Genomic DNA, 23811 nt, shown 5'->3' with positions numbered 1-23811 from the left:
GTGTGGTTCGGTTTAGCCCCGGCGGCGGTGGATCCGCAACACCGAGGACAGCCCGCGCAGGCGCCGCATGATGCGGGCCAGGTGGACACGATCGCGCACCGAGATGGTAACGCGGATGGTGGCGATCATGCCCTCCTTCTCCTCCTGGTCCACGGCCTCGATATTGGAGTCGAGCTCCGAGACCGTGGCGGCGACGCTGGCCAGCACGCCACGCTTGTTCACCACCTCCACCGCCAGGGTCACCGGGAACTCGCCGGCGACGGCCTCGTCCCACTGCACGTCCAGCCACTTCTCCGGATGATTCCGGTACTCGCGGATGTTGTGACAATCCCGGTGGTGGATGACCACGCCACGGCCGGCGCTGACGAAACCGACGATAGGGTCGCCGGGGATGGGGCGGCAGCAGCGGGCAAAGGTGACGACGGCGCCCTCCGTCCCGCGCACGGTGAATGCGCCCCCTGCGGGGCGGACCGGCGCTTCGTCCTCCACCTTGCCCACTCCCGAGAGGCGCTGGGCCACCAGCCAGGGCATGCGCTCGCCGAGGCCGACATCACGCAGCACTGTCTCCAGATCCGGCGCGCCCAGCGACACCAGCGCCTGCTGCACACGGGCCTCCGGTAGCTCGGCGAGCTCCAACTCAAAGGCCTGCAGGGCCTGGTCCACCAGGCGCCGTCCCAGGCTCGCCGCCTCCGTGCTCCGCAGCCGCTTGAGGCTGTGCCGGATCGCCGTACGCGCCTTGGCGGTGACCACGAAGTCCAGCCAGGCCGGATTCGGCCGCGCCACCGGCGCGGTGATGACCTCCACCGTCTGCCCCGTCTCCAGCGGCGTGCGCAGGGGCGTTAGGCGGTGATCGACCATGGCGGCGATGGAGGCGTCCCCGATGTCCGAGTGCACGGCGTAGGCGAAGTCCACCACCGTCGCGCCCCGCGGCAGCTCCATGATGTCGCCGGAGGGGGTGAACACGTAGATCTCATCGGGGAGCAGGTCGATCTTGACGTTCTCGATGAACTCCAGGGAATTGCCCGCCGCCTGCTGCATCTCCAGCAGCCCGCGGACCCATTCCCGGGCGCGGGCATGGGCTACGTGGCTGGCCTGCTCCGCCTCCTTGTACAGCCAATGCGCCGCGATCCCCGCCTCGGCCACCTTGTCCATTTCCCCGGTGCGGATCTGCACTTCCATGTGCATGCGCCGCGGGCCCAGCAGGGTCGTGTGCAGGGACTGATAGCCATTGGACTTGGGGATGGCGATGTAGTCCTTGATCCGGCCGGGCAAGGGCTTATAGAGCTGATGGAGCACCCCGAGCACCCGGTAACAGGTATCCACGTCGTCGACCACGATCCGGAAGCCGTAGATATCGAGGACATCCTCGAAGCTCGCATGCTTGTGCCGCATCTTCTGGTAGATGCTCCACAGGTGCTTCTCGCGGCCTTCCACCCGGCCGCCGATCCCGGCCTCGGCGAGGCGCTCCTCGAGGGTATGCCGGACCTTGGTAATCACCTCCCGGCGGTTGCCCTGCTGGCGGCGCACCCGTTCCTTGAGCACGCGGTAACGCATGGGATACAGGGCCGCGAAGCCGAGCTCGTCGAGCTCCACGCGCAGGGTATTGATCCCCAGCCGCTGGGCGATGGGGGAATAGATCTCCAGGGTCTCCCGGGCGATGCGCCAGCGCTTGTGGGGCGGCATCACCCAGATGGTGCGCATGTTGTGGAGACGGTCGGCGAGCTTGATGAGGATCACGCGGATGTCCTGGGACATGGCCAGGACCATCTTGCGGAAATTCTCCGCCTGCGCCTCCGCCTTGCTGCGGAAATTGATCTGCGTGAGCTTGGAGACCCCGTCCACCAGCTCGGCGACCTCGTCGCCGAAGCGCTCGGCGAGTTCCGCCTTCGCGGTGGGGGTGTCCTCGATGACGTCGTGGAGGATGGCGGCGATCAGGCTCTCGGTATCCAGCCGCATCCGCGCCAGGATCCGCGCCACATCCAGGGGATGGGTGATATACGGCTCGCCGGAGAGCCGGCGCTGGCCGCTATGCGCCTCCGCGCCGAAACGGAAGGCCTCGTAGACGCGGTTGACCTGGGTGGGGGTGAGATAGGCCTCGAGCTCGCCGCAAAGGTCAGCGGCGCGCGCGGCGGGATCCACGGCCGCCACGCCTTCGTCGACCACCGCCTCGCCACGCGTCATCACCCCTTGCCCGCCTCAGCCCATCGGGGGCTGATGCTCCTCGTGGTGGCCGCTGACGCGCTCGATCTCGGCCTCCGCGGATTCCACCGCCGCCTCCGCCTCCTGGGCATCGAGCATGGCCGCATTGATGCGGTCCTCGGCGATCTCACGCAGGGCGACCACGCCCGGCTTATCGTTGCTCCAGTCCACCAGCGGCTGCTTGCCGCGCTCGAGCTGTCGCGCGCGTCGCGTCGCGAGCAGCACCAGGTCGAAACGGTTGTCCACATGCTCGAGGCAATCCTCGACGGTTACACGCGCCATTCAGCGCACCTCCCGGAAATCATGGTTACTTGACAATTGGATTCTATCCCCTCCACCGGGGACACAGAAAGCCCTCAACCGCCGCCGAGCAACCCGGCAATGGCGTCCGCATGGGCCTCGCTCTGGCGCGCCAAGCGCAGACGCTCGGCACGGACCACGGCGCGCAGGTCAGCGAGGGCGCGGTCGAAGTCATCGTTGATGACGAGATAATCGAACTCGTCGTAATGGACCATCTCCGCTTCGGCCGCGCGCATGCGCTCGGCAATCACGGTGTCGCTGTCCTGACCGCGCCTTCGCAGGCGATGCTCGAGGGCGGCCCGTGACGGCGGCAGCACGAACACGGACACCGCCGCCGGCATGCGCTCGCGCACCTGACGGGCACCCTGCCAATCGATCTCGAGGATCACGTCGCGGCCGGCGCCGAGCTCGCGCTCCACGGCGGCCCGGGTGGTCCCGTAGCGGTTGCCGAACACCCGCGCATGCTCAAGGAACTCGCCCGCCTCGATCAGGGAGACGAACGTCGCCTCGTCGACGAAGTGGTAGTGGGCGCCATCCTCCTCGCCTTCGCGCCGGGGCCGCGTGGTATGCGACACGGAAACCGTCACCGCCGGATCGGCCTCGCGCAGGGCGCCGACCAGGCTGGTCTTTCCTGCCCCCGAGGGCGCGGCGACTATGAACAGCGTACCTGCCATGCTACTCGACGTTCTGGACCTGTTCGCGCATCTGCTCGATGAGCACCTTCATGTCCACCGCGGCCCGAGTGGTCTCGGCGTCATTGGACTTCGATGACAGGGTGTTGGCCTCGCGGTTGAGCTCCTGCATCAGGAAATCCAGCCGTCGGCCCACTGGCTCGTCGCGCCCGAGCACCGCTTTCACCTCCGCGACATGCGCGTCGAGGCGCTCCAGCTCCTCATCGACGTCCAGGCGCTGGGCAATAAAGGCCAGCTCCTGCTCCAGCCGGCCCGGATCCGCAGTGACGTCCAGTTCCTCCAGGCGGCGCTCGAGCCGCGCGCGCACCTCTTCGTTGACCGTGACCCGCCGGGTACGCACGGCCGCGGTGAGCGTCGCCACGCCCTCGACGCGATCGCGGATCACCGCGGCGAGGCGTTCACCCTCGCCCTCGCGGACCCGAACCAGTTCAGCTACGGCCTCGTCCAGGCATTCCAGGGCCGCCGCCGCCACCGGCTGCCAGTCATGACGGGCCTCGGCCACTACGCCGGGCATGGCGAGCACCTCCAGGGGAGAGACGGCGCCGGGTTGCGACAGGCGCTCGGCGACCCGTTCGCAGGCACCGATCACCTGGTCGGCGTAGCCCCAGTCGATCTCGAGACCCGCGGCGCCCCCGGCCGGGGACCGAAAGCGCAGGGTCGCCTCGACCTTGCCGCGGGACAGTGACCCGCTCAGCCGGTCGCGAACATCGGGTTCCAGGAAGCGCAGCTCGTCGGGCAGGCGCGGCGATAGGTCCAGGTAGCGGTGGTTGACCGAACGCAACTCCCAGCTGAGACTGCCCCACTCGCCCTCGGCATCGCGCCGCGCGAACCCCGTCATGCTCCGAATCATCACCGCGCCCTGTCGTGGGAAAGCCTTCAATAGTACCGCCAACGCGACCGGGAAAAAACCGGCATCACGCGGCGATATGCTAAAGTGCGCGTCTTCCGCAACAGACCATCGAGGCGAAGGGGATTTCCCATGCAACGACCCAGTGGCCGCCATCCGGACGAAGGACGCCCGGTGCGGCTCACCCGGCACTTCACCCGCCACGCCGAGGGCTCAGTACTCGTGGAGTTCGGCGAGACCCGGGTCCTGTGCACCGCCTCCGTGGAGGACCGCACACCACCATGGTTGCGCGGCAGCGGCAAGGGCTGGGTCACCGCCGAGTACGGCATGCTCCCGCGAGCGACCGGCACGCGCAACGACCGCGAGGCGGCGCGGGGACGCCAGCAGGGCCGCACCATCGAGATCCAGCGCCTGATCGGGCGGGCCCTGCGGGCGAGCATCAACCTGGAGGCGCTGGGCGAGCGACGGGTGGTCATCGACTGCGATGTGCTCCAGGCGGACGGCGGCACGCGTACCGCGGCCATCACCGGCGGGTACGTGGCCCTGGCCGACGCCATGCGCCAGCTCGGCCGGCGCGGCCAGATCCGCCGCAACCCCCTGATCGGCCATGTGGCCGCGGTGTCCGTGGGGATCTACCGGGGTGAACCCGTGCTGGACCTGGACTATGCCGAGGATTCCGAGGCAGAGACGGACATGAACGTGGTCATGAACGAGGCCGGCGGCATCATCGAGATCCAGGGCACCGCTGAGGGCCACGCCTTCCGGCGCGACGAGCTCGATGCCATGCTGGGGCTCGCCGAGAAGGGCATTGGCGAGCTCATCGAGGCCCAGCGCGAGGCGCTCGGCAGCTAGAGGGTCGCGGTGATGAGGATGGTCCTGGCGAGCAACAACGAGGGCAAGGCGCGGGAGATCGAGGCCCTACTCGCGCCGCTGGGCGTGAGCCTGACCGCCCAGTCGTTCTACTACGTGCCGCCGGTGGAGGAGACGGGCCTGACGTTCGTGGAGAACGCCATACTCAAGGCCCGCAACGCCAGCCACCACACCAGCCTGCCGGCCATCGCCGACGACTCCGGGCTGGAGGTCGACGCCCTGGGCGGGGCACCCGGGATCTATTCAGCCCGCTTCGCGGGGCCGGAGGCCAGCGACGCCGCCAACAACGAATACCTCCTCGACGAGCTCTGGGAATTCCCCGATACCGAGCGCTCGGCCCGCTTCCAGTGCGTGGTGGTGTTCCTGCGTCACGCCGAGGACCCGACGCCGCTGATCTGCCAGGGAAGCTGGGAGGGGCGGATCCTCCGCGAACCGCGCGGGGAGAACGGATTCGGCTACGATCCGCTGTTCTACGTCCCGGAACTCGGCTGCACCGCCGCGGAGCTGGGCGCCGCCACCAAGAACCGCTACAGCCACCGGGCGCGTGCCCTGGAGCGCCTTCGCGAACAACTCAGCGTAAAACTCCGGGGCAATTTGGACGGGAGCCACAGATGAACACAGATGCACACGAACTAGGTGCATACCACATCCAGTCTCGAATACCTTGCGTGCAACCGCGTGCATTCGCGTGTATCGGTGGCGTGCTCCTCGCCGGTGCAGCCCGCTGAACCAGCCATGAACGCCGCTGCCGAGCTGCCACCGCTGGGGCTGTACATCCACTTGCCCTGGTGCGTGCGCAAGTGCCCTTACTGCGACTTCAACTCCCATGCCCTGCGCGGGGCGCTCCCCGTGGATGCCTATGTCCACGCGCTGCTGCGCGACGCGGAGGCGGAGGCCGCCGGTGTCCACGGCCGCGAGATCTCCAGCGTGTTCATCGGCGGCGGCACGCCGAGCCTGTTCCCGGCGGAGGCCATCGGCCGGCTCCTCGCCGGCCTGGGCCAGCGCCTGCCCGTGGCGACAGACGCGGAGATCACCCTGGAGGCCAACCCCGGCACGGCGGAGACCGGTACCTTCCGCGCCTACCGCGACGGCGGCGTCACCCGGATCTCGCTGGGGGTGCAGAGCCTGGACGCCGGCCAGCTCCGGCGCCTCGGCCGCATCCACGGACCCGCGGAGGCGCGGGCGGCGGCCAGTGCGCTGCCGGAGGCCGGCCTGGCCAGCCACAACCTGGACCTGATGTACGCCCTGCCGGAGCAGACCCCGGAGCAGGCCGAGGCGGACGCAATGGCGGTAATCGCGCTGGATGCCCCGCATCTATCCTGCTACCAGCTCACCCTCGAGCCCGGGACCGCCTTCGCCGCCCGTCCGCCTGCCGTGCCGGATGAGGACACGGCCTTCGACATCCAGGCGGCGGTGCACGGCCGGCTCCATGCGGCGGGATACCAGCGCTACGAGGTCTCCGCGTGGGCACGGCCGGGGCATGAGTGCCGGCACAATCTCAACTACTGGACCTACGGCGACTACCTGGCGCTGGGCGCCGGTGCCCACGGCAAGTGCACCCGCCCCGATGGCGGCATCGAGCGCTATCAGCGCATCGCCGCACCGAGGCAATACCTGGCGGCCAACGACACCCTCGCCGCCCGCCAGGAGGTGCCGCCGGGGGAGCGGGTACTGGAACTGATGATGAACGCCATGCGCCTGCCGGCCGGGATCGACGTGGAGGCGGCCGCCGCCCGCACGGGCCTGGGCGCCGATGCCTTCCGCCCCGGCCAGACGCTGGCCATCGAGCAGGGGCTGTTGCGGGACGACCCCGGCCGCCTGCAGCCCACGGAGCATGGGCTGCTCTTCCTCAATGACCTGCTCGCCTGCTTCCTGCCCGAGGATAGCGCGTGATCGAAGAAGAGATACTGGAGTGCCCGTACTGCGGCGAGGCCTTCACCACCCTGGTGGATTGGTCCGCCGGCGCCCAGCGCTACGTGGAGGACTGCCCGGTGTGCTGCCGGCCCATAGAGATCGCCCTGCACATCACCGCGGATGGCAACCCCGAGCGCGTCAGCGCCGCCCGCGATGACGACTGACCCCCTGGCTCAAAGCGGCCAGGGCGAGCGGGTGAGTGCGGTACGCACGATATAGGCGAATACCACCAGGGCGGCAACGAACGCCGCGCCGCGGGCCGCCATCGTCGGACCACGCTTCAGCGCAATGGTGCCCAGCACGATATACACGATCAGGGCGATAATCTTGGCGGTGATCCAGCCGTGGAGGACCATCGGATACTGGTAGACGCTCACCGCCAGCCACAGCGCCGAGACCAGCAGCACCGTGTCGTTGACATGGGGGGCGATGCGCACCCATCGCCGCTGCAGCATCGGTGAGCCCGCGAACATCCAGTAGCCGCGCAGCAGGAACAGCGCGATGGTGATCACCACGGTGGCCAAATGGATGTGCTTGAGGGCCATGTACATGATCGCTTTACTCCGCTGGCCTGTGCGCTGACAGCGGCCGGTTCTGCCAAGGACTCTACATTTTCGCGGCCGGGTTTGGCGATCCCGTCACCATCGAGGTAAATTCCGCGCAAAGGGGGCAACCGGTCCGCTGCCACGCGGCCGGTATCTAGCAGGCTTCTATGAAGACCCCGCCGCAGAAGAATCGCGAATATAAGGACGAACGGACATGGCACACCAGCGGGCTTTGCACTCCCTCATCTTGCTCCTTGCGGGCCTCTTGCTGGCCGCCTGCGGCGGCGGCGGGGGCGGCTCGGACAGCAACCCGCTGGAGCCCAAGCCGGATATCACGCTGCATGCGGACGCCACCAGCCTCCCGGTCCAGACCGGGGAGTTCCAGTACCCGTATGCACAACCCTACACCACCAACGTGTGGGCGGAGGTTAAGCACGATAACGGGGGGCCGCTGCCCACGGAAACAGTGGTGAACTTCTCGGTCCGTGGCGGACAGACGGAGACGGGCGCACTGTACCCCTCGGACCTCAGCGAAACAGTGGAGTTGCCGGACGGCACCGAGGTACCGCAGGCCTTCTGGAGCTGGCCGGTGGAGTCGTCCGGCGGCATTGCGCGGCTCATCTTCCATGCCTGGCAGCAGACCGGCAGCGTCACCATCCGTGCGGAGGTCACCGACCCCTCCAACGGGCGTACCGCCACCGACGAGATTACGATCCAAGTGGGATCGGGGCTGAACGACGGCAATCCGGACACCATCTTCGCCGAGCTCCGCAACCGGGTCTATACTGCTGGCTCCGGCCACGATGACACCGGTCTACTGGCCGTGACCCTCCGGGACGCGGCCGGCCAAGTAGTGACTGACCCGGAGTCGGACAACCTCCGCGTCGAGCTCCTCGGCGACCCGGCCGCCGAGCTCCGGGTCGGCGGCGAGAGCGGCCAGAGCGTCGAGACCAGCACCGTCCGAGGCGAGGCCAACGTCTCCCTGGTGGCCGAGGAACGCGCCGAAGAGGTGCAGATCCGCCTCATCAGTGACCGCGACAACGACGTCACCAATGGCATCGACGATCCGGTCACCGACACCATCACCGTGGGCATCTCCGATGGCACGGTGCAGGCCATCACCCTGACCGGACCCTACATCGAGGCGATCCGCGCCAACGGTGTGGATCAGCCCTTCGTCCTACCCTTGGCCGAGGGCGAGGCCTTCCAGGACGGCACCTACTCCCGGGTGATCAGCGCCGTCGCCACGGACCGCTTCGGCAACCCGCCGCCGGCGGGCACGGAGATCCGATTCTCCCTGGTGGACTCCCCCCTCGACGGCTACCCGCAGACCACCGGCACCTTTGCCATCCAAGGCGGGGACGGCAATGCGCTGGAGGGCGGCAACGAGTTCAGCAGTGCCTCTGCGCGCTTCCAGAGTGACGGCGTCCGCCGGGAAGACGCCCTGGTGATCAATGCGGATCCGGAGGGGCAGAACCACGCCTTCATTGGCCGCTACACCATCGAGAGCATCCTTGGTGAGAACTCGCTGTTCGTGGACCCCGCCTTCCCCTGGAATGACGGCTCCGGAAGCGTCGAGGACACCGGGGCGAGTATCCCTTACGTCGTGGGGCGCGCCCAGTACGGCAACGTCTTCAACGCCGCGACAACCAATGCGCAGGGCGTGGCGTCCACGGCGATCAACTACCCGGTCTCCCGGCTCAACCAGCGGGCCCTACTGGTGGCCTCCGCGGACGGCACAGAGATCACCAGCGACGTTTTCTACGCCCCGATCCGCCCGCTCACGCTCACCAGCTCCCACACCGAGCTGGCTGCGAACAGCACCACCAACGTGACGCTATGCCTGCGCGACCTCAACGACGCCCCGGTGAGTGGCAGGGAGGTCACCCATTCGACCAGCGGCACTGGCGCGGCAACGGTCACCGTTAATGGCGGCGCGCCTGTGGTAACCGGCGGTGACGGCTGCGTGACTTTCCCCGTCGCTGTCAGTGGCCAGATCACTGGCGAGGAGCCGATCGCGCTAACCTTTACCGCGAGCGGCGGCGAGGGCATAGAGGAATCCAGCGTGGAGATCACAGTGAAGGCCATTGATCAGGGTCGACTCCTCGGTCAGGCCAGCCAGAGCGGCGGCACCTTCACCGTGAACCTGGAGCTCGTCGATGATTCCGGCAATCCTGTGTCCGGCGACCCGCTGTCGATGGAGGCCACGGCAAACGGTGACAAGGCCGGGGTAACCTCCAGTAACTGGCTGACCGGACCGCGGACAAGCGTGGACGGCGAAGCGCAAGCCCGCTTCGAGACGGTGGGATGCGCGGACTCGAGTTTCACCTTCACCTTCGAGGCCAGCGGCGGAGCCACGTTCTCGGCAGTGGGCACGCTGTCCTCGGACATTGGGGTCAGCGACTGCGAAGACGAGGAGGACACTGACAGCACGGACGACGGTAGCGACTTCTCGCCCCCCGACTCAGACGCCACATAGGCTCGTACAGGCAGGAGTCGCCAGTACCTGCTGCGGAGCGTGCGCCCTGACCTGACAGCACTAGTCGTTGAACGGATGTGCAGACGGTGCGAGCGGGAGCTACCAAAAAGGCGGTATCTGCTATCGTTATTTCGAGTGACGATGAGGTGGCGCCGTGGATACCGGTCCCTGTAGCTTCGATGAATGGGCAAGCCTGGCCCGCTCGTCGCCGGAGGCCTTCGAGGCATACCGACGCGACGCGGTGGACCGGTTAATCGCCGCACGTCCGGCACGGCGCCAAACTCGGCTCCGCCGCCTGCAGTGGCGCATCGACCGGGAGCGGGAGCGGGCCGACACTCCGCTGGGCGCCTGCGTCCGCATCTACGGGATGATGTGGGAGCGCTTCGCCGGCGCCGACGGGCTGGCCGAACGGCTCAACGTCGCCTGCGGCCAGCTCCCGCCCCGACCACGACGCCGGGCACGGGTCATCTCCTTCCCTTACCAGCACTGAGGGGGCGGTTGTAGCCGGCGCGGGGATCCTCTACCATTGCGCGTTTCCGAGAGTTCGCAATCCCCGGGTCGCAGTCCGGGGCCCACGGCGCAAGGCTAAGGTGACGGCATGAAAAAGGACATCCATCCGGAATACCGCGAGGTGGTCTTCCAGGACCCCACGGCGGATTTCGCGTTCAAGACCCGCTCCACCATTCGCACCGAGGAGACCATCACCTGGGAGGATGGCAATGAGTACCCCTTGGTGCGGGTGGAGGTCTCGAGCAAGAGCCATCCATTCTTCACCGGTAAGCAGCGGGTGCTCTCCGCCGGCGGGCGCGTGGACCAGTTCCGCAAGCGCTACGGCCGGATGGCCAAGGGCAAGTGAACCGCCGCGGGCGGGCGACAAACCCGCCACCGACTCAAGGGGCGCCCGCAGGCGCCCCTTTTTGTTTGATCCCCATCATCACCTGACCTGACCAATAAGCTTCCCGCCTATTGGGTTTATTGATAGTATCTCGCCGGCCCTGTCCTGACGGCCCGCCGAAGCCCGCCCCAGCCCGACGGGCCCGGCCGCGGCGGCGACCGTTGAGCCGTGTCGACGCGCCTCTGGCGTGTGTCGTCATCCACATGCGGGACGCCGGCGCCCACTGCCGCGCCATTCAAGCGACGCGCGGCAGTGCACCGCGGAGGAAGCACCGCGGGCGCCGCACCAATCAGGAGTGCTGCCCATGTCCGAGAAGACGGTTACGCTTACCGACAACGGCACCGGGAAACAGGTCGAGTTCCCCGTGCGGGAGGGGACCCACGGTCCGGACGTGATCGACATCAAGGCGCTGTACCAACAGACCGACTGCTTCACCTACGACCCCGGTTTCACCTCGACGGCCAGTTGCCGCAGCGACATCACCTTCATCGACGGCGACCAGGGCATCCTGCTCTACCGCGGCTATCCCATCGACCAGCTCGCCGAGCAGAGCTCGTTCCTCGAGGTCTCTTACCTGCTGCTCAATGGCGAGCTGCCCAGTCAGCCGGAGCTGGAGACGTTCACCGACTCCATCACCCGGCACACGATGGTGAACGAGAGCCTGAAGAACTTCTTCAACGGCTTTCACTACAACGCCCACCCGATGGCCATGCTCACGGGGGTGGTGGGCTCGCTGTCGGCGTTCTACCACGACACCATCGACATCAACGACCCGGTCAACCGCACCCTCTGCGCCCACCGGATCATCGCCAAGATGCCCACCATCGCCGCGGCGGCGTTCAAGCACATGGTGGGCGAGCCCTTCGTCTATCCCCAGAACCATCTCTCCTACACCGGCAACCTCCTGAACATGCTCTTCGCCCGGCCGAGCGAGCCGTACGAGATCAATCCGGTGGCGGAGAAGGCGCTGGATCAGCTGCTCATCCTGCATGCCGACCACGAGCAGAACGCGAGCACCTCTACGGTGCGCCTCGCGGGCTCCACCGGCACCAATCCATTCGCGGCCATCTCCTCCGGCTGCGCGGCCCTGTGGGGGCCCGCCCACGGCGGCGCCAACGAGGCGGTGCTGAACATGCTCGAGGAAATCGGCGACGTGAAGCACGTGCCGCGGTTCATCGAAAAGGCCAAGGACAAGGACGACCCGTTCCGCCTCATGGGCTTCGGCCACCGGGTCTACAAGAACCACGACCCGCGGGCGACGGTGATCCGCAAGGCCTGCCACGACGTCCTCGACGAGCTCGGCATCGGCGACGACCCGCACCTGGAGCTCGCCATGAAGCTCGAGGAGATCGCCCTGGCGGACGAGTACTTCGTCGAGCGTAAGCTCTACCCCAACGTGGACTTCTACTCGGGCATCATCTATCGGGCGCTGGGCATCCCCAAGGAGTTCTTCACGGTGCTCTTCGCCCTTGGCCGCACGCCGGGCTGGATCGCCCAATGGATGGAGATGGTGGCGGACCCGGAGCAGCGCATCGGCCGGCCGCGCCAGCTCTATACCGGTGCCGCCCAGCGGGACTACGTGCCGCTGCACCGGCGCGGCTGAGCACGCCGCCCACCGCCGCTCGACGCCGGCCCGCACGAAGGGGCCGGCGTTTTCGCCTATAGGGCGTCCATCTCCGGGGGATCCGCCAGCAGCCGCTCCAGCTCCCCGACACTGGCCCGGGACATCGCCTGCCCATCCACCAGGCTGTTCGGCGGCTGGCGCAGGCCACGGCGGTCGAACAGGGTGAGCTCGAAGGTGACGTCCCCGGCGGCGAAACGGTAGGCGGGCCGGAAGACATACTCGTCACCGAAGCGGAAGCGCCGCTCCTCCGTGTCGAAGGGGATGTCGTGCTCCATGAGGAAGAGCACCAGCTCTTCGGGGGTGTCGGCGAAGACGTGGAGGTGTACAGCCGAGAAGGCGCCGGCAGTACCGTCCAGCACCTCGCCCACCAAGCGCGGCTCGAAGTCCCGGAAGAACTGCATAGCCTCCAGGGCCGCCTCCCGCAATGCGCGCAACCGGTCACGCTGGGCGCGGCCGCCGAACAGGCGCTGATAGTCCTGCACCGCGGCCTGGATCTCCCGGTTCTGCGGCAGGTTGCGGGTATCCGGCGCCCCCAGGCGCTCCGCGGCCTTACGCTTGGCCAGCTGGAAGTCGCGGATGCCCTGCTCCACCATGATGCGGGCCGCCTCCTGGGTCAGGCGCTCGCGCATGCGCTCCGCCCTGCTCTGCGTTCTCCTGCCCATAAGCCCCTCAGAACAAGGTCCCATCACCGCCGGAGCCACCGCCATCTCCACCGTTACCGGCGTACCCCCCACGGGAGCGTGCCCGTTCCGGCAAACTGCCCTCGCGGAAGTATTCGGTCACTGCATTCGCGCCATCGCTGCGGAGACCGCTCTCGGGATCGATCTGCGCCGTAATCAGGCCCTGCGGCCGCGGCGGGCTGCGTTCCGGCACCCCCTCCAGCGCCTCCCCCATAAAGGCGCGCCAAAGCGGCAGCGCCGCGCGTGCCCCCGTTTCCGCACGGCCGAGCGCCCGATTGTCATCCCTGCCCACCCAGGCGGTGGCCACGAGATCGTGGTTGAACCCGGAGAACCAGGCGTCGATCTGGTCGTTGGTGGTGCCGGTCTTGCCGGCCAGATCTTGCCGTCCCAGTGACAGGGCGCCGCGGCCGGTCCCGTGGCGGATGACATCCCGGAGCATGCTGGTCATCAGCCAGGCATTGTCCGCCGGGAGGACTCGCGGCGCCGGCAGGACGCTCTCCGTATCCTCCGGCAGCGGGATCGCGTCGGCCAGCACCGGCCGCAGGACCGGCTCGGCGGTGACCGCGCCGGCTTCCGCGACGGCCTCGCCACGCGGACAGCCATCGGTGCAGACCCGCAGACGGACCGGCTGGAATATGATCTCGCCGAGATCGTTCTCCACGCGATCAATGAGATACGGCTGCACCAGGTACCCGCCGTTGGCGAACACCGTGTAGGCCCGTGCGAGCTCCATGGGGGAAACGCTGGCCGTACCCAGCGCCAGGGAGAGGTTCCCCTGCAATCGCTCTGGATCCAGGCCGAAGCGTTGCAGGTGTTCCAGCCCCGCCTGTATGCCGATCCGACGCAGCACCCGGATGGAGACCAGGTTACGGGAGTTGATCAGCGCCTCGCGCAGACGGGTGGGCCCATAGAACTCACGACTGTAGTTCTCCGGTCGCCAAGTGTCCTCCAGGGAGGGATCGTGGAAGACCACGGGGGCGTCATTGATCAGCGTCGCCGGGGTCAGCCCGTTCTCCAGGGCCGCGGAGTAGATCAGCGGCTTGAACGCCGAGCCGGGCTGGCGCCGGGCCTGTAGCGCCCGGTTGAACTTGGCGGTGTTAAAGTCGTAGCCGCCCACCAGGGCCTCGACCGCGCCGTCCTCGGGGGCGAGGGCCACCAGCGCCCCCTGGGGCTGCGGCACCTGGGCCAGCCGCAGACCCTCTTCGGTCTGGCGCAGCCGGATCACGTCGCCGGCCTGTGCCACGGGCCCGTCGCCCTGGCCCCGGGCCCACTCCGTCGCCACCGCCGGCAACTCCCAGGCCCCTTCACGGTCGGTGGACACGACCCGGAGCCCGCCCTCGGCGCCACCCCCGATCACCACCGCGTTCACCAACCCGCCGATCCGCTCGAAGCCCTCCTCCAAACGCTCGCGCAGCGCGGCCGTGTCCTCCCCGCCGCCGGCGAGCTCAATGGTGCCCACCGGTCCGCGCCACCCGTGGCGCTCGTCGTATTCATGCAGGGCCTGGCGCACCGCTGCCCGGGCCGCCGCCTGGCGCTCGCCGTCGATGGTGGTGTAGACACGGTACCCCTTGCTGTAGGCCGCCTCCTCGCCGAATCGCTCCACGATACGGCTGCGCACGACCTCGGCCACATAGGGGGCATCGACATCCGGGCGCATCCGGTGGACCTCGGCGGTCAGCGGCGCGGCCAACGCCTCCTGGTACGCCGGCGCGTCGATCATGCCCAGCTCATGCATCCGCCCGAGGACGTAATCGCGCCGCTCGCGTGCCCCTTCCGGATTAGCGATGGGGTTCGACGCCGAGGGCGCCTTGGGCAGTCCGGCGATCATGGCCGCCTCGGGCAGTGTCAACTGCGCGAGATCCCGTCCGTAGTAGATCCGCGCCGCCGCGGCCGCCCCATAGGCCCCCTCGCCGAGGTAGATCTTGTTCAGATACAGCGCCATGATCTGGGGCTTGGAGAGCACGCGCTCGATCTCCAGCGCCAGCAGGATCTCCCGGGCCTTGCGGATATAGGTCTGCTCGCGGCTCAGGAAGAAATTGCGGGCCACCTGCATGGTAACGGTGCTGCCGCCGGGCCCCTTCTCGCCGGTGGTGGCCAGGTGCCAGACCGCCCGCATCAGCCCCTGGTAATCCACGCCGGGATGCTCGAAGAACCGCTGATCCTCGGCGGCCACAAAGGCATCGATGATCCGGGGGGGGAACTGGTCGTAACGCAAGGGGATGCGCCGCTGGCTACCGAACTCCCCGATCAGCTCACCGTCGCGTGTATAGATGCGCAGTGGTTCCTGGAACTCTACGTGGCGCAGCCGCTCCGCCGAAGGCAGACCGGGGGCGAGCAGGTAGTAGGCGAGCGCCGCCACCACCACACCTGAGAGGCCGAGGGCCAACAGCGCGGCGAGGGCGTAACGCAGGGCGCGCATTGTTCGTCGCATAAGGGCTGGATCCGCACCGCGGGAGTATCGCCAAGCGCAAGCCGCAGTATATCATCGCCGCGGTGTTCGCCGGTGCCTCCCCTCCCGCCGCCGAGACCAGCGACCGCACGTAACGCTCACCGGATCACACCCTGGCGAATTTATCTTGATCCGTGCCGGAGGGTGGGTTTGAATACGGCCCGTAACAATCGTGCGTAAATGATAATGCAATAAGGAAAAATCGTGGCCATCTTCAGGAGGAAGGCATCGCCACTGCTGGGGGTCGACATCAGCTCCTCCTCGATTAAGGTATTGGAGCTGAGTCAGGATGGTCGGGGCTATCGCGTGGAGAGCTATGCGGTGGAGCCCCTGCCGCAGGACGCAGTGGTCGAGAAGAACATCTCCGACCCCGAAGCCGTCACCATGGCGGTCAAGGCAGCCGTCAAGCGGGCCCGCTCCCGGGTGCGCGACGCGGCCGTAGCCGTGCCGGGCTCCTCCGCGATCAGCCGGGTCCTGACCCTGCCGCAGGCCGCCAGCGAGGAGGACCTGGAGGCGCAGGTCAACCTCCAGGCCGAGCAGCATGTGCCCTATCCCCTCGAGGAGGTCAACCTCGATTTCGAGGTCCTTGGCCCGTCGCGGGTCGGCGGCAAGGACGAGGTCGACGTCCTGCTGGTGGCCTCCCGCAGCGAGAATGTAGAGATCCGGGTGGAGGCGTTGGAAAATGCCGGGCTTCAGGTCCGGGTGGTGGACGTGGAGAGCTTCGCCATCCAGCGCGCCTGCGAGCCCATAATGGCGACGCTCGAGGGAGATGCCGAGGGAAAAACCGTTGCCGTGATGGATGTGGGCGCGACCATGTCCACGCTGACGGTCATCGAGGGCAAACGGATCGCCTATACCCGGGACCAGATCTTCGGTGGCCGCCAGCTCACCGAGGAGATCATGCGCCGCTTCGATATGACCTACGCGGAGGCGGGGCGCGCCAAACGCCAGAGCGACCTCGGCGAGGACTATGAGCGGGAGGTGCTGCTCCCGTTCCGGGACTCTATGGTCCAGCAGATCAGCCGCTCGTTGCAGTTCTATTACGGCGCCGGCCAGCGCAGTGGCGTGGATCATGTCCTGCTGGCCGGCGGTTGCGCCAGCGTCCCTGGGGTGGCGGAGGAGGCCGAACGCGCCGTTGGCGCGCCGGTGCACGTGGCCAACCCTTTCTCGGCTATGTCTGCGGCGTCACGAGTCGCTACGGAACTCCTGAACCGGGACGCGCCATCGCTGCTGATCGCCTGCGGGCTGGCCATGCGGAGCTTCGACTGAGATGGCGACCCGTATCAACCTCCTTCCCTGGCGCGAGGCGGAGCGCAAGCGCCGCCAGCAGCGCTTCTACACCCTCATCGGCGCGGCCGCCCTGGTCGGCGTGGCGATTTGGTTCGCCGGCCACTGGTACCTCGGCGACCGCATCGATTACCAGCAGCAGCGCAACCGCCTGCTCGAGAACGAGATCGCCAGCCTCGAGCGCCAGATTGTCGAAATCCGGAAGCTCGAGGAGACCAAGGAGCGACTCATCGCGCGCATGGAGGTCATCCAGGAGCTGCAGCGCGGCCGCCCGCGGATCGTCCACCTGTTCGAGCAGTTCGTGACCACCCTGCCGGACGGGCTCTATCTCACCAGCCTGCAGGACCAGGACAACCGCATCACCATAGAGGGCGTGGCCGAATCCAACGCGCGGATCTCCCGCTACATGGAGAACCTGGACGATTCCGACTGGCTGACGGACCCGGACCTCTCCGTCATTGAGGTGGAGAACCGCAACGGCCAGCGCCTCAGTGACTTCACCCTTCTGGTCCAGGAGGACACCGGCGGCGATGGCGGGGAGGATGAGGGATGAACTTCAACCTCGACGCCTATCGCGACCTGGATCCGCAGAACCCGGGAAGCTGGCCCACGGGTGCCAAGCTGGCCGCCGCGGTGCTGGTCACCGCGCTGATCGCCGTGGCGGGGTGGTATTTCGACTGGCAGCACCAGATTGAGAGCTGGGAGAACGCCCGCGCGGAGGAACGCGAGCTCCGCGAAGAGCTGGAGACCAAGCAACAACGGGCCGCCAACCTCAAGGCCTACGAGGAACAGCTCGCCGAGATGCGGGAATCCTTCGGCGCCATGCTCCGCCAGCTACCGAGTCGGGCCGAGGTCTCACGCTTGCTGGTGGACATCTCCGAGACCGGACTCAGCAGCGGCCTGTCCTTCGAGCTGTTCCGCCCACGGGAGTCGGTACGCAAGGACTTCTACGCGGAGCTACCCGTCGATATCCGGGTCCGCGGGAGCTACCACGAATTCGCCACCTTCGTCAGCGGCGTGGCGAATCTGCCACGCATCGTCACCCTGCACGACGTGTCCATCAGCACGGGCGACGGCGGTGACGAGCTGGTGATGAACCTCACCGCACGCACGTACTGGTACCTGGACGACGAGGAGGCAGAGCAATGAGGCCGTCCCGTCGCCCCGGCATTCCAGCGCTCGCCCCGACGCTGCTGGCCATGCTGCTGCTCGGCGGCTGCGGCGGCGGGGACATGAACGACCTGCGCCACTATATTCAGGACGTGAAATCACGCCCCGGGGGAGACCTCGAGCCCATCCCCCAGATGGAGGCGCTGGAGAGCTACGCCTACCCGGAAGACCCCCTTCGGGACCCCTTCGAGCCCCTGTCCTTCGCCCGTCCCGAGCCGACGGAAGATGCCGCTCCGGGTACCGGACCTAGCCCCGACCCCACCCGGCCGAAGGAGCCGCTGGAGGCCTACCCCCTGGACGCGCTGCAATACGTGGGTACCCTCTCCCGGGGGGGCGAGCTATGGGCCCTGATCCAGGCGCCCGATGACGTGGTGCATCGCGTGCAGACGGGCAACTACATGGGCCAGAACCATGGCCGTATCGACGCCATACGGCCGATGTCGGTGACCGTGCGCGAGCTCGTGCCCGACAACGGCGGATGGCGTGAGCGTCACAGAGAGCTGGCGCTGAAGGACTGAACCCTCGGGAGCGAAGAACCAATGAGCACGCCAACAATCAACGGCATCGCGACCACCCCGCGGGTCCCCAGGCGGCTGTCCCTGCTTGCCTCGCTACCCGGCGCACTGCTGATGCTGTTGCTCTCCGCGTTTCCTGCCGCGCCAATACTCGCGGCCGGCCTCACGGACATGAGCTACGCCACCCTCTCCGGAAACCGGGTACGGGTCGACTTCACCTTCGACGGCGATGCCCCCGAGCCGCGCAGCTTCCGCACGGTAGACCCGGCGCGCATCGCGCTGGATTTTCAAGGAGCAGAGAACCGCACCGGCTCCCGCCAGCTCGACATCGACGTCGGCGCTGTGGAGAACGTGGGCCTTGCCGCAGCGGGTGGCCGCACTCGCGCGGTCATCCGCCTCACCAACATGGTCCCCTATGACATCCGCATGCGCGGCGACACCGCCAGTGTATTCCTTGCCGCGCCCGGGATGCAGAGCACCGGTGCGCCACGCACCCAAACCGTCGCCGATAACGAGCAGGCGGAGAACGGCGCCCGAGCGGCGACCGACGAAGGCGGGACCGGTGCGTCCGGACGCACGATGGTGGAGCAGATCGATTTCCGCCGTGGGCCGGACGGCGCGGGCCGTGTCCTCATCCGCCTGAACGCCAGCGACGCGCCGGTGAATATCGAGCGGCAGGGCTCCACGGTGATCGCCGACCTCGAAGGCGTATTCACCCCGGAGCGCCTGCGCCGGCGCCTCGACGTCACCGATTTCGCCACGCCGGTCACGACCATCGAGACCCGGCAGCGCAACGGCGCCACCCGGGTGACGGTGGAGGCCGCCAACGAGTTTGAGCAGGTGGCCTACCAGGCGGACGAGACTTTCACCATCGAGCTCAAGCCGTTCACCGAGGAGGAGCAGGAGGCGGCCGAGGAGCGGGAATACACCGGCGAGCGGCTATCGTTGAACTTCCAGGACATCGAGGTTCGCTCGGTGCTCCAGCTACTCGCCGACTTCACCGGCCTGAACATGGTGGTCAGCGACAGCGTCAGCGGGAACATCACGCTGCGCCTGGATGACGTCCCCTGGGACCAGGCACTGGACATCATCCTCCAGGCCAAGGGCCTCGACAAACGCCGCACCGACAACGTCATGTGGGTGGCGCCGGCCGAGGAGATCGCCGAGCGCGAGCGCATCCAGGCGGAGGCGGCCCGCCAGCAGGAGGAGCTCGCCCCGCTGCGCACCGAGTTCATCCAGATCAACTACGCCAAGGCCGCCCAGCTCGCCACCCTGATCCGCGGCGACGAGGGCGAGTCCCTGCTCTCCGAGCGCGGCAACGTCTCCATCGACGAGCGCACCAATACCCTGATCGTCCAGGACACCTCCGCCAACATCGGCGATATCCGTCAGCTGATCAATCACCTGGATATTCCGGTGCGGCAGGTGCTCATCGAATCACGCATTGTGATCGCCGACGACAGCTTCACCCAGGACCTGGGCGTCCAATTCGGCTACAGCCGCCAAGGGGAGATCGGGGATATGGGTGCAGTGGTGGGAGGCACCGTTGTCCCGGGAGCCGACTCGGAAGACGCGGCCGGCAACACGGGCGTAAACATCGGCGGTGCCAACGAGAATCTACTGGTGGACCTCCCCGCAAGCACCTCCGGGGCGGAAGTCGGCCTCGCTCTTGGCAAGATCGGTAGTTACCTGCTGCAACTCGAGCTCTCGGCCATGGAGAGCGAAGGCCGAGGGCAAGTGATCTCCTCACCCAAAGTGATCACTTCAAACCAAAAGGAAGCCTATATAGAACAGGGCGAAGAGATCCCGTTCCAAGAGGCGACGTCGTCGGGTGCAACCAACGTGGAGTTCAAGAAGGCGGTATTGGGGCTTACTGTGACCCCTCAGATCACCCCCGACGACCGGGTCCTGCTGGATCTGGAGGTCTCCAAGGACAGTCGCGGCGAACAGACCCCCTCGGGGCCGGCCATCGACACCCAAAAAGTCGGCACCCAAGTGCTTGTAGACAACGGTGAAACTGTGGTCCTCGGCGGCGTGTTCGAGCGCACCAAACGCAACGACGTCCGCCGTGTGCCGTTCTTCGGCTCCCTGCCGGTACTCGGCAACCTCTTCAAGAACACCTCGCGCATCGACGAGAACCGGGAGCTGCTGATCTTCGTCACCCCGAAGATCGTCGAGGGCAACGTCGCCCTGCAGCGCTAACCCCCCCGGATCCCCAAAGCGCGGCATTGGCGCGGGTGGGGTGGTGGCGGTACCCTGGCATGTTGCGGGCGCGAGCCGCCCGCCTTCCCCCATCCGCGGTAAGGGCAACGCATGCGCAGAAGCTCGGCTCCCGTCTTCCTGATCGGCCCCATGGGGGCCGGCAAGTCCACCGTGGGCCGGCGCCTCGCCGCCCGGCTCGGCCTCGAGTTCGTCGACTGTGACGCGACCCTCGAGGCGCGCACCGGGGTGGACATACCCCGGATCTTCGACATCGAGGGGGAGGAGGGCTTTCGCGAGCGCGAGGGCCGGCTCCTCGACGAGCTCACCGCCCGGGAGGGCATCGTCCTGGCAACCGGCGGTGGGGCAGTGCTCCGGGAAGCGAATCGCCGCATGCTCGGCGCCCGGGGCCGAGTCGTCTACCTGCGTGCCGACGTGGACACCCAGCTCGCCCGGGTCCGCGACAGTGACCGGCCGCTGCTCCGCACCGACGACCCGCGGGCCCGCCTCGAGGCCCTGGCCGCCGAACGCAACCCCTTGTACGAATCCATCGCGGACGTGACGGTGGACACCGGTAGCGGCAGCATGGATGCTGTGGTGGAGGCCATCATGGAGCAGCTGGAAAGGATCGCGCCGTGACCCCCACCGCCCGCACCGTCCAGGTGGATCTCGCCGAACGGAGCTACCCCATCCGCATCGGCCGCGGCCTGCTCCAGGCCAATCCCTTCAACCGCGCGCTGCGCGGCGACCAAGTGCTCATCGTCACCAACGAGACGGTGGCGCCGCACTACCTGGGACCGGTGCGCACGGCGCTGTACGACCGCCATGTGGAGACCCTGGTCCTGCCGGACGGCGAGCGCTTCAAGACCCTGGAGACGCTGGAACAGGTCTACGACAGCCTGATCGCCGCGCGCTTCGACCGCACCGCCACCCTGATCGCCGTTGGTGGCGGGGTGATCGGTGATCTCACCGGCTTCGCCGCGGCCACCTACCAGCGCGGGGTGGACTTCATCCAGATCCCCACCACCCTGCTCGCCATGGTGGACTCCTCGGTCGGGGGCAAGACGGCGGTGAATCACCCGAGCGGGAAGAACATGATCGGCGCCTTCCATCAGCCCCGCCTGGTGCTCGCCGACACCGCGACCCTGGACACCCTGCCGGGACGGGAATTCCGCGCCGGCCTCGCCGAGGTCATTAAGTATGGCGTCATCCAGGACTATGCCTTCTTCCAGTGGCTGGAGCGCCATCTCGATGCGGTCCTCGAACGGGATCCGGACGCCCTGGCCCATGTGATCGAGCAATCCTGTCGCGACAAGGCCCGGGTGGTCGCCGACGACGAGCGGGAATCCGGCCAGCGGGCGCTGCTCAACCTCGGCCACACCTTCGGCCATGCCATCGAGACCGCCACCGGCTACAGCAGCTGGCTCCATGGCGAGGCCGTGGCCGCGGGCATCTGCATGGCCGCCTGGATGTCCGCGCAGGAAGGGCGGATGGCACGCTCCGCCTTCGATCGCGTAGCCGCGCTGATCGAACACGCCGGTCTCCCCACCCGCCCGCCGGCGTTGGAACCGGGACATTTCCGGGAGCTCATGGGCGTGGACAAGAAGGCCCGTGGCGGGCGATTGCGGCTGGTGTTGCTGGAGGGGATCGGCAACGCACTGGTTACCGCGGAGTTCTCCGAGCAGGCGCTCACCGCGACACTCCAACGGTACCTGGAGGCCGCCCCGGAGGGGGGGCAGTGAACGCCGGACCCTCTCCCGGCGCACTCGCCGCCTTCGCGGTCACCACCAGCCGGGGCCGGCGCTACCCGGAGCCGCCCCCCGACTGGCGCAGCGAGTTCCAGCGCGACCGCGACCGCATCATCCACGCGGGCGCCTTCCGGCGGCTGGAGTACAAGACCCAGGTCTTCCTCAACCACGAGGGCGACCTCTTCCGCACCCGGCTGACCCATTCCCTGGAGGTCACCCAGATCGCCCGCACCATCGCGCGGGCACTGACGCTCAACGAGGACCTGGTGGAGGCGGTGGCACTGGCCCATGATCTCGGCCACACGCCCTTTGGCCATGCCGGCCAGGAGGCACTGAACCGCTGCATGCGAGACCACGGCGGCTTCGAGCACAACCTGCAGTCACTGCGGGTGGTGGACAGCCTGGAGCGCCGGTACGCGGACTTCGACGGCCTGAACCTCACCTTCGAGGCCCGGGAGGGCATCCTCAAGCGCTGCGCCCGTCGCCACGCCGAGCGCCTCGGCGACGTAGGTCGGCGGTTCCTGGAGGGCACCCAACCCTCCCTGGAGGCCCAGCTCACCAACCTCGCCGACGAAATCGCCTACAACAGCCACGACGTCGACGACGGCCTGCGTGCCGGCCTACTGGATCTGGACACCCTCGCCGACGTCCCGCTGGTGGGCGACATACTCGCCCACGTCCGCGAGCACCACCCGGGGCTCGACACCCGGCGGACCATATACCAGACCGTCCGCCATCTGATCAGCCACCAGGTCAACGACCTGATCACCACCAGCCAGGCGAACCTCGAGGCCGTGGCCCCGGCCGACGTGGACGCCGTGCGTGCCCGACGCGCGCCGCTGATCGCCTTCAGCGACGAGATGGGGAAGGCCCACCGGGGTCTGAAGCATTTCCTCTACCACAACCTCTACTGCCACTACCGCGTCCACCGCATGACCAGCAAGGCCAAGCGGGTGATCGAGGAATTGTTCACCCTGCTCCTCGACGACCCCCGCCTGCTGCCCGAGCAGCCCCGGCAACGTCTGCGCCGACTCGAGGCGCTCCACAGCGAGCGCGGCCGCGCCCGCGCGGTAGCGGACTACATCGCCGGCATGACCGACCGCTACGCCATCGCCGAGCACGAGCGCCTCCACGACCCCCGCCGCCTGGCGTAGCCCCCAGCGTTACGGCCACAGATAATCACTGTTGAATCTGTGTGCATCCGTGGCTCGATCGTTGACACTCTTTACCTCGCCGGCGTGACCGGCTATGCTGCCGGGCCATTTGCCCGCAAAACGGGTTGCGGTGACGGCCGCCGAGCTGCCGGCACCGCTCGGAGATCAACGGGGGGTTGCGCACGCCCCACCGAGCCCCGCCAGAACCAGGCACCGGCAGCTCGCAGGCGAGCGTCGCCCCGAC

At 67.8% G+C, this 23811-nt stretch carries 23 protein-coding genes; 16 read left to right on the top strand and 7 right to left on the bottom strand.

The window, feature by feature from the left end; translation table 11 throughout:
- Positions 1-12: 12 nt before the first annotated feature.
- The 4 genes from spoT to ACQ754_RS07570 form a co-directional block, all read right to left on the bottom strand.
- Positions 13-2181: a bifunctional GTP diphosphokinase/guanosine-3',5'-bis pyrophosphate 3'-pyrophosphohydrolase gene (spoT, locus tag ACQ754_RS07585; protein ID WP_440996401.1), complete on the bottom strand. Its 2169-nt coding sequence runs from the start codon at positions 2179-2181 to the stop codon at positions 13-15.
- Between the two features lie 15 nt (positions 2182-2196).
- Complete coding sequence (gene rpoZ, locus ACQ754_RS07580; protein WP_440996400.1) at positions 2197-2481, bottom strand: DNA-directed RNA polymerase subunit omega; 285 nt, start codon at positions 2479-2481, stop codon at positions 2197-2199.
- 74 nt (positions 2482-2555) lie between these two features.
- Positions 2556-3173: a guanylate kinase gene (gene gmk, locus ACQ754_RS07575; protein ID WP_440996399.1), complete on the bottom strand. Its 618-nt coding sequence runs from the start codon at positions 3171-3173 to the stop codon at positions 2556-2558.
- 1 nt (position 3174) lies between these two features.
- Positions 3175-4029, bottom strand: a complete 855-nt coding sequence (locus ACQ754_RS07570; RefSeq protein ID WP_440996398.1) for a YicC/YloC family endoribonuclease — start codon at positions 4027-4029, stop codon at positions 3175-3177.
- Positions 4030-4170: 141 nt separating this feature from the next.
- On the opposite strand from ACQ754_RS07570, the gene rph reads away from it, so the two are divergent.
- The 4 genes from rph (at position 4171) to ACQ754_RS07550 (ending at position 6986) form a co-directional block, all read left to right on the top strand.
- Positions 4171-4890 carry a ribonuclease PH gene (rph, locus tag ACQ754_RS07565; protein WP_440996397.1) on the top strand — a complete coding sequence of 240 codons (720 nt, stop codon included), beginning with the start codon at positions 4171-4173 and terminating at the stop codon, positions 4888-4890.
- Between the two features lie 12 nt (positions 4891-4902).
- Positions 4903-5523 (top strand): RdgB/HAM1 family non-canonical purine NTP pyrophosphatase, encoded by a 621-nt coding sequence (gene rdgB, locus ACQ754_RS07560; protein WP_440996396.1) that lies wholly within the window; start codon positions 4903-4905, stop codon positions 5521-5523.
- 120 nt (positions 5524-5643) lie between these two features.
- A complete protein-coding gene (gene hemW, locus ACQ754_RS07555) occupies positions 5644-6801 on the top strand; it encodes a radical SAM family heme chaperone HemW (protein ID WP_440996395.1) in 1158 nt (385 codons plus the stop codon).
- The gene (locus tag ACQ754_RS07550) at positions 6798-6986 is read left to right on the top strand and encodes a CPXCG motif-containing cysteine-rich protein (RefSeq protein WP_440996394.1); all 189 of its coding nucleotides are present in this window, start codon (positions 6798-6800) and stop codon (positions 6984-6986) included. Before hemW ends, ACQ754_RS07550 begins: the two co-directional genes overlap by 4 nt.
- 9 nt (positions 6987-6995) lie before the next feature.
- On the opposite strand, the gene ACQ754_RS07545 is transcribed toward ACQ754_RS07550, so the two are convergent.
- Complete coding sequence (locus tag ACQ754_RS07545) at positions 6996-7373, bottom strand: SirB2 family protein (RefSeq protein ID WP_440996393.1); 378 nt, start codon at positions 7371-7373, stop codon at positions 6996-6998.
- Positions 7374-7581: 208 nt separating this feature from the next.
- Here ACQ754_RS07545 and ACQ754_RS07540 point away from each other — a divergent pair, with 208 nt between their 5' ends.
- The 4 genes from ACQ754_RS07540 (at position 7582) to ACQ754_RS07525 (ending at position 12344) form a co-directional block, all read left to right on the top strand.
- A complete protein-coding gene (locus ACQ754_RS07540; protein ID WP_440996392.1) occupies positions 7582-9846 on the top strand; it encodes a hypothetical protein in 2265 nt (754 codons plus the stop codon).
- 154 nt (positions 9847-10000) lie between these two features.
- Positions 10001-10336, top strand: a complete 336-nt coding sequence (locus tag ACQ754_RS07535; RefSeq protein WP_440996391.1) for a DUF3135 domain-containing protein — start codon at positions 10001-10003, stop codon at positions 10334-10336.
- 108 nt (positions 10337-10444) lie between these two features.
- The gene (locus ACQ754_RS07530) at positions 10445-10702 is read left to right on the top strand and encodes a type B 50S ribosomal protein L31 (protein WP_440996390.1); all 258 of its coding nucleotides are present in this window, start codon (positions 10445-10447) and stop codon (positions 10700-10702) included.
- A gap of 343 nt (positions 10703-11045) precedes the next feature.
- Positions 11046-12344: a citrate synthase gene (locus tag ACQ754_RS07525; protein ID WP_440996389.1), complete on the top strand. Its 1299-nt coding sequence runs from the start codon at positions 11046-11048 to the stop codon at positions 12342-12344.
- A gap of 56 nt (positions 12345-12400) precedes the next feature.
- Here ACQ754_RS07525 and ACQ754_RS07520 read toward each other — a convergent pair whose 3' ends face one another.
- Both ACQ754_RS07520 and ACQ754_RS07515 read right to left on the bottom strand, forming a co-directional pair.
- The gene (locus ACQ754_RS07520; protein ID WP_440996388.1) at positions 12401-13027 is read right to left on the bottom strand and encodes a hypothetical protein; all 627 of its coding nucleotides are present in this window, start codon (positions 13025-13027) and stop codon (positions 12401-12403) included.
- A 7-nt stretch (positions 13028-13034) separates the two neighbouring features.
- Entirely contained in the window at positions 13035-15476 is a 2442-nt protein-coding gene (locus tag ACQ754_RS07515; RefSeq protein ID WP_440996387.1) for a penicillin-binding protein 1A, read from the bottom strand.
- Between the two features lie 222 nt (positions 15477-15698).
- Between ACQ754_RS07515 and ACQ754_RS07510 the strand changes: the two genes are divergently transcribed.
- The 8 genes from ACQ754_RS07510 (at position 15699) to ACQ754_RS07475 (ending at position 23567) form a co-directional block, all read left to right on the top strand.
- Entirely contained in the window at positions 15699-16763 is a 1065-nt protein-coding gene (locus tag ACQ754_RS07510; RefSeq protein WP_440996386.1) for a pilus assembly protein PilM, read from the top strand.
- 1 nt (position 16764) lies between these two features.
- Complete coding sequence (locus ACQ754_RS07505) at positions 16765-17334, top strand: PilN domain-containing protein (RefSeq protein WP_440996385.1); 570 nt, start codon at positions 16765-16767, stop codon at positions 17332-17334.
- Complete coding sequence (locus ACQ754_RS07500; RefSeq protein ID WP_440996384.1) at positions 17331-17930, top strand: type 4a pilus biogenesis protein PilO; 600 nt, start codon at positions 17331-17333, stop codon at positions 17928-17930. The genes ACQ754_RS07505 and ACQ754_RS07500 overlap by 4 nt, the downstream gene beginning before the upstream one ends.
- Positions 17927-18469 carry a pilus assembly protein PilP gene (locus tag ACQ754_RS07495; protein ID WP_440996383.1) on the top strand — a complete coding sequence of 181 codons (543 nt, stop codon included), beginning with the start codon at positions 17927-17929 and terminating at the stop codon, positions 18467-18469. The genes ACQ754_RS07500 and ACQ754_RS07495 overlap by 4 nt, the downstream gene beginning before the upstream one ends.
- A 21-nt stretch (positions 18470-18490) precedes the next feature.
- On the top strand, positions 18491-20668 hold the full coding sequence (pilQ, locus tag ACQ754_RS07490) for a type IV pilus secretin PilQ (RefSeq protein WP_440996382.1): 2178 nt from the start codon (positions 18491-18493) through the stop codon (positions 20666-20668).
- Between the two features lie 111 nt (positions 20669-20779).
- Positions 20780-21304 carry a shikimate kinase AroK gene (aroK, locus tag ACQ754_RS07485; RefSeq protein ID WP_440996381.1) on the top strand — a complete coding sequence of 175 codons (525 nt, stop codon included), beginning with the start codon at positions 20780-20782 and terminating at the stop codon, positions 21302-21304.
- Positions 21301-22407: a 3-dehydroquinate synthase gene (gene aroB / locus ACQ754_RS07480; protein ID WP_440996380.1), complete on the top strand. Its 1107-nt coding sequence runs from the start codon at positions 21301-21303 to the stop codon at positions 22405-22407. The genes aroK and aroB overlap by 4 nt, the downstream gene beginning before the upstream one ends.
- A complete protein-coding gene (locus tag ACQ754_RS07475; protein WP_440996379.1) occupies positions 22404-23567 on the top strand; it encodes a deoxyguanosinetriphosphate triphosphohydrolase in 1164 nt (387 codons plus the stop codon). The genes aroB and ACQ754_RS07475 overlap by 4 nt, the downstream gene beginning before the upstream one ends.
- Positions 23568-23811: the final 244 nt, after the last annotated feature.

Origin of the sequence: Arhodomonas sp. SL1 (genome assembly GCF_052060015.1) — a bacterium.
GTDB lineage: Bacteria > Pseudomonadota > Gammaproteobacteria > Nitrococcales > Nitrococcaceae > Arhodomonas.
Note: the sequence above shows the minus strand (reverse complement) of the source record. Positions and strands in the feature narration are given on the sequence as shown.

Excerpts from the sequence above, each read along its gene's own strand:
- spoT (WP_440996401.1), bottom strand. The coding sequence starts at position 2,181 with ATGACGCGTGGCGAGGCGGTGGTCGACGAAGGCGTGGCGGCCGTGGAT.
- ACQ754_RS07505 (WP_440996385.1), top strand. The coding sequence starts at position 16,765 with ATGGCGACCCGTATCAACCTCCTTCCCTGGCGCGAGGCGGAGCGCAAG.
- ACQ754_RS07500 (WP_440996384.1), top strand. The coding sequence starts at position 17,331 with ATGAACTTCAACCTCGACGCCTATCGCGACCTGGATCCGCAGAACCCG.
- ACQ754_RS07570 (WP_440996398.1), bottom strand. The coding sequence starts at position 4,029 with ATGACGGGGTTCGCGCGGCGCGATGCCGAGGGCGAGTGGGGCAGTCTC.
- ACQ754_RS07530 (WP_440996390.1), top strand. The coding sequence starts at position 10,445 with ATGAAAAAGGACATCCATCCGGAATACCGCGAGGTGGTCTTCCAGGAC.
- rdgB (WP_440996396.1), top strand. The coding sequence starts at position 4,903 with ATGAGGATGGTCCTGGCGAGCAACAACGAGGGCAAGGCGCGGGAGATC.
- ACQ754_RS07545 (WP_440996393.1), bottom strand. The coding sequence starts at position 7,373 with ATGTACATGGCCCTCAAGCACATCCATTTGGCCACCGTGGTGATCACC.
- ACQ754_RS07495 (WP_440996383.1), top strand. The coding sequence starts at position 17,927 with ATGAGGCCGTCCCGTCGCCCCGGCATTCCAGCGCTCGCCCCGACGCTG.
- ACQ754_RS07520 (WP_440996388.1), bottom strand. The coding sequence starts at position 13,027 with ATGGGCAGGAGAACGCAGAGCAGGGCGGAGCGCATGCGCGAGCGCCTG.
- ACQ754_RS07515 (WP_440996387.1), bottom strand. The coding sequence starts at position 15,476 with ATGCGACGAACAATGCGCGCCCTGCGTTACGCCCTCGCCGCGCTGTTG.
- rph (WP_440996397.1), top strand. The coding sequence starts at position 4,171 with ATGCAACGACCCAGTGGCCGCCATCCGGACGAAGGACGCCCGGTGCGG.
- gmk (WP_440996399.1), bottom strand. The coding sequence starts at position 3,173 with ATGGCAGGTACGCTGTTCATAGTCGCCGCGCCCTCGGGGGCAGGAAAG.
- ACQ754_RS07525 (WP_440996389.1), top strand. The coding sequence starts at position 11,046 with ATGTCCGAGAAGACGGTTACGCTTACCGACAACGGCACCGGGAAACAG.
- hemW (WP_440996395.1), top strand. The coding sequence starts at position 5,644 with ATGAACGCCGCTGCCGAGCTGCCACCGCTGGGGCTGTACATCCACTTG.
- aroK (WP_440996381.1), top strand. The coding sequence starts at position 20,780 with ATGCGCAGAAGCTCGGCTCCCGTCTTCCTGATCGGCCCCATGGGGGCC.
- ACQ754_RS07540 (WP_440996392.1), top strand. The coding sequence starts at position 7,582 with ATGGCACACCAGCGGGCTTTGCACTCCCTCATCTTGCTCCTTGCGGGC.
- pilQ (WP_440996382.1), top strand. The coding sequence starts at position 18,491 with ATGAGCACGCCAACAATCAACGGCATCGCGACCACCCCGCGGGTCCCC.
- rpoZ (WP_440996400.1), bottom strand. The coding sequence starts at position 2,481 with ATGGCGCGTGTAACCGTCGAGGATTGCCTCGAGCATGTGGACAACCGT.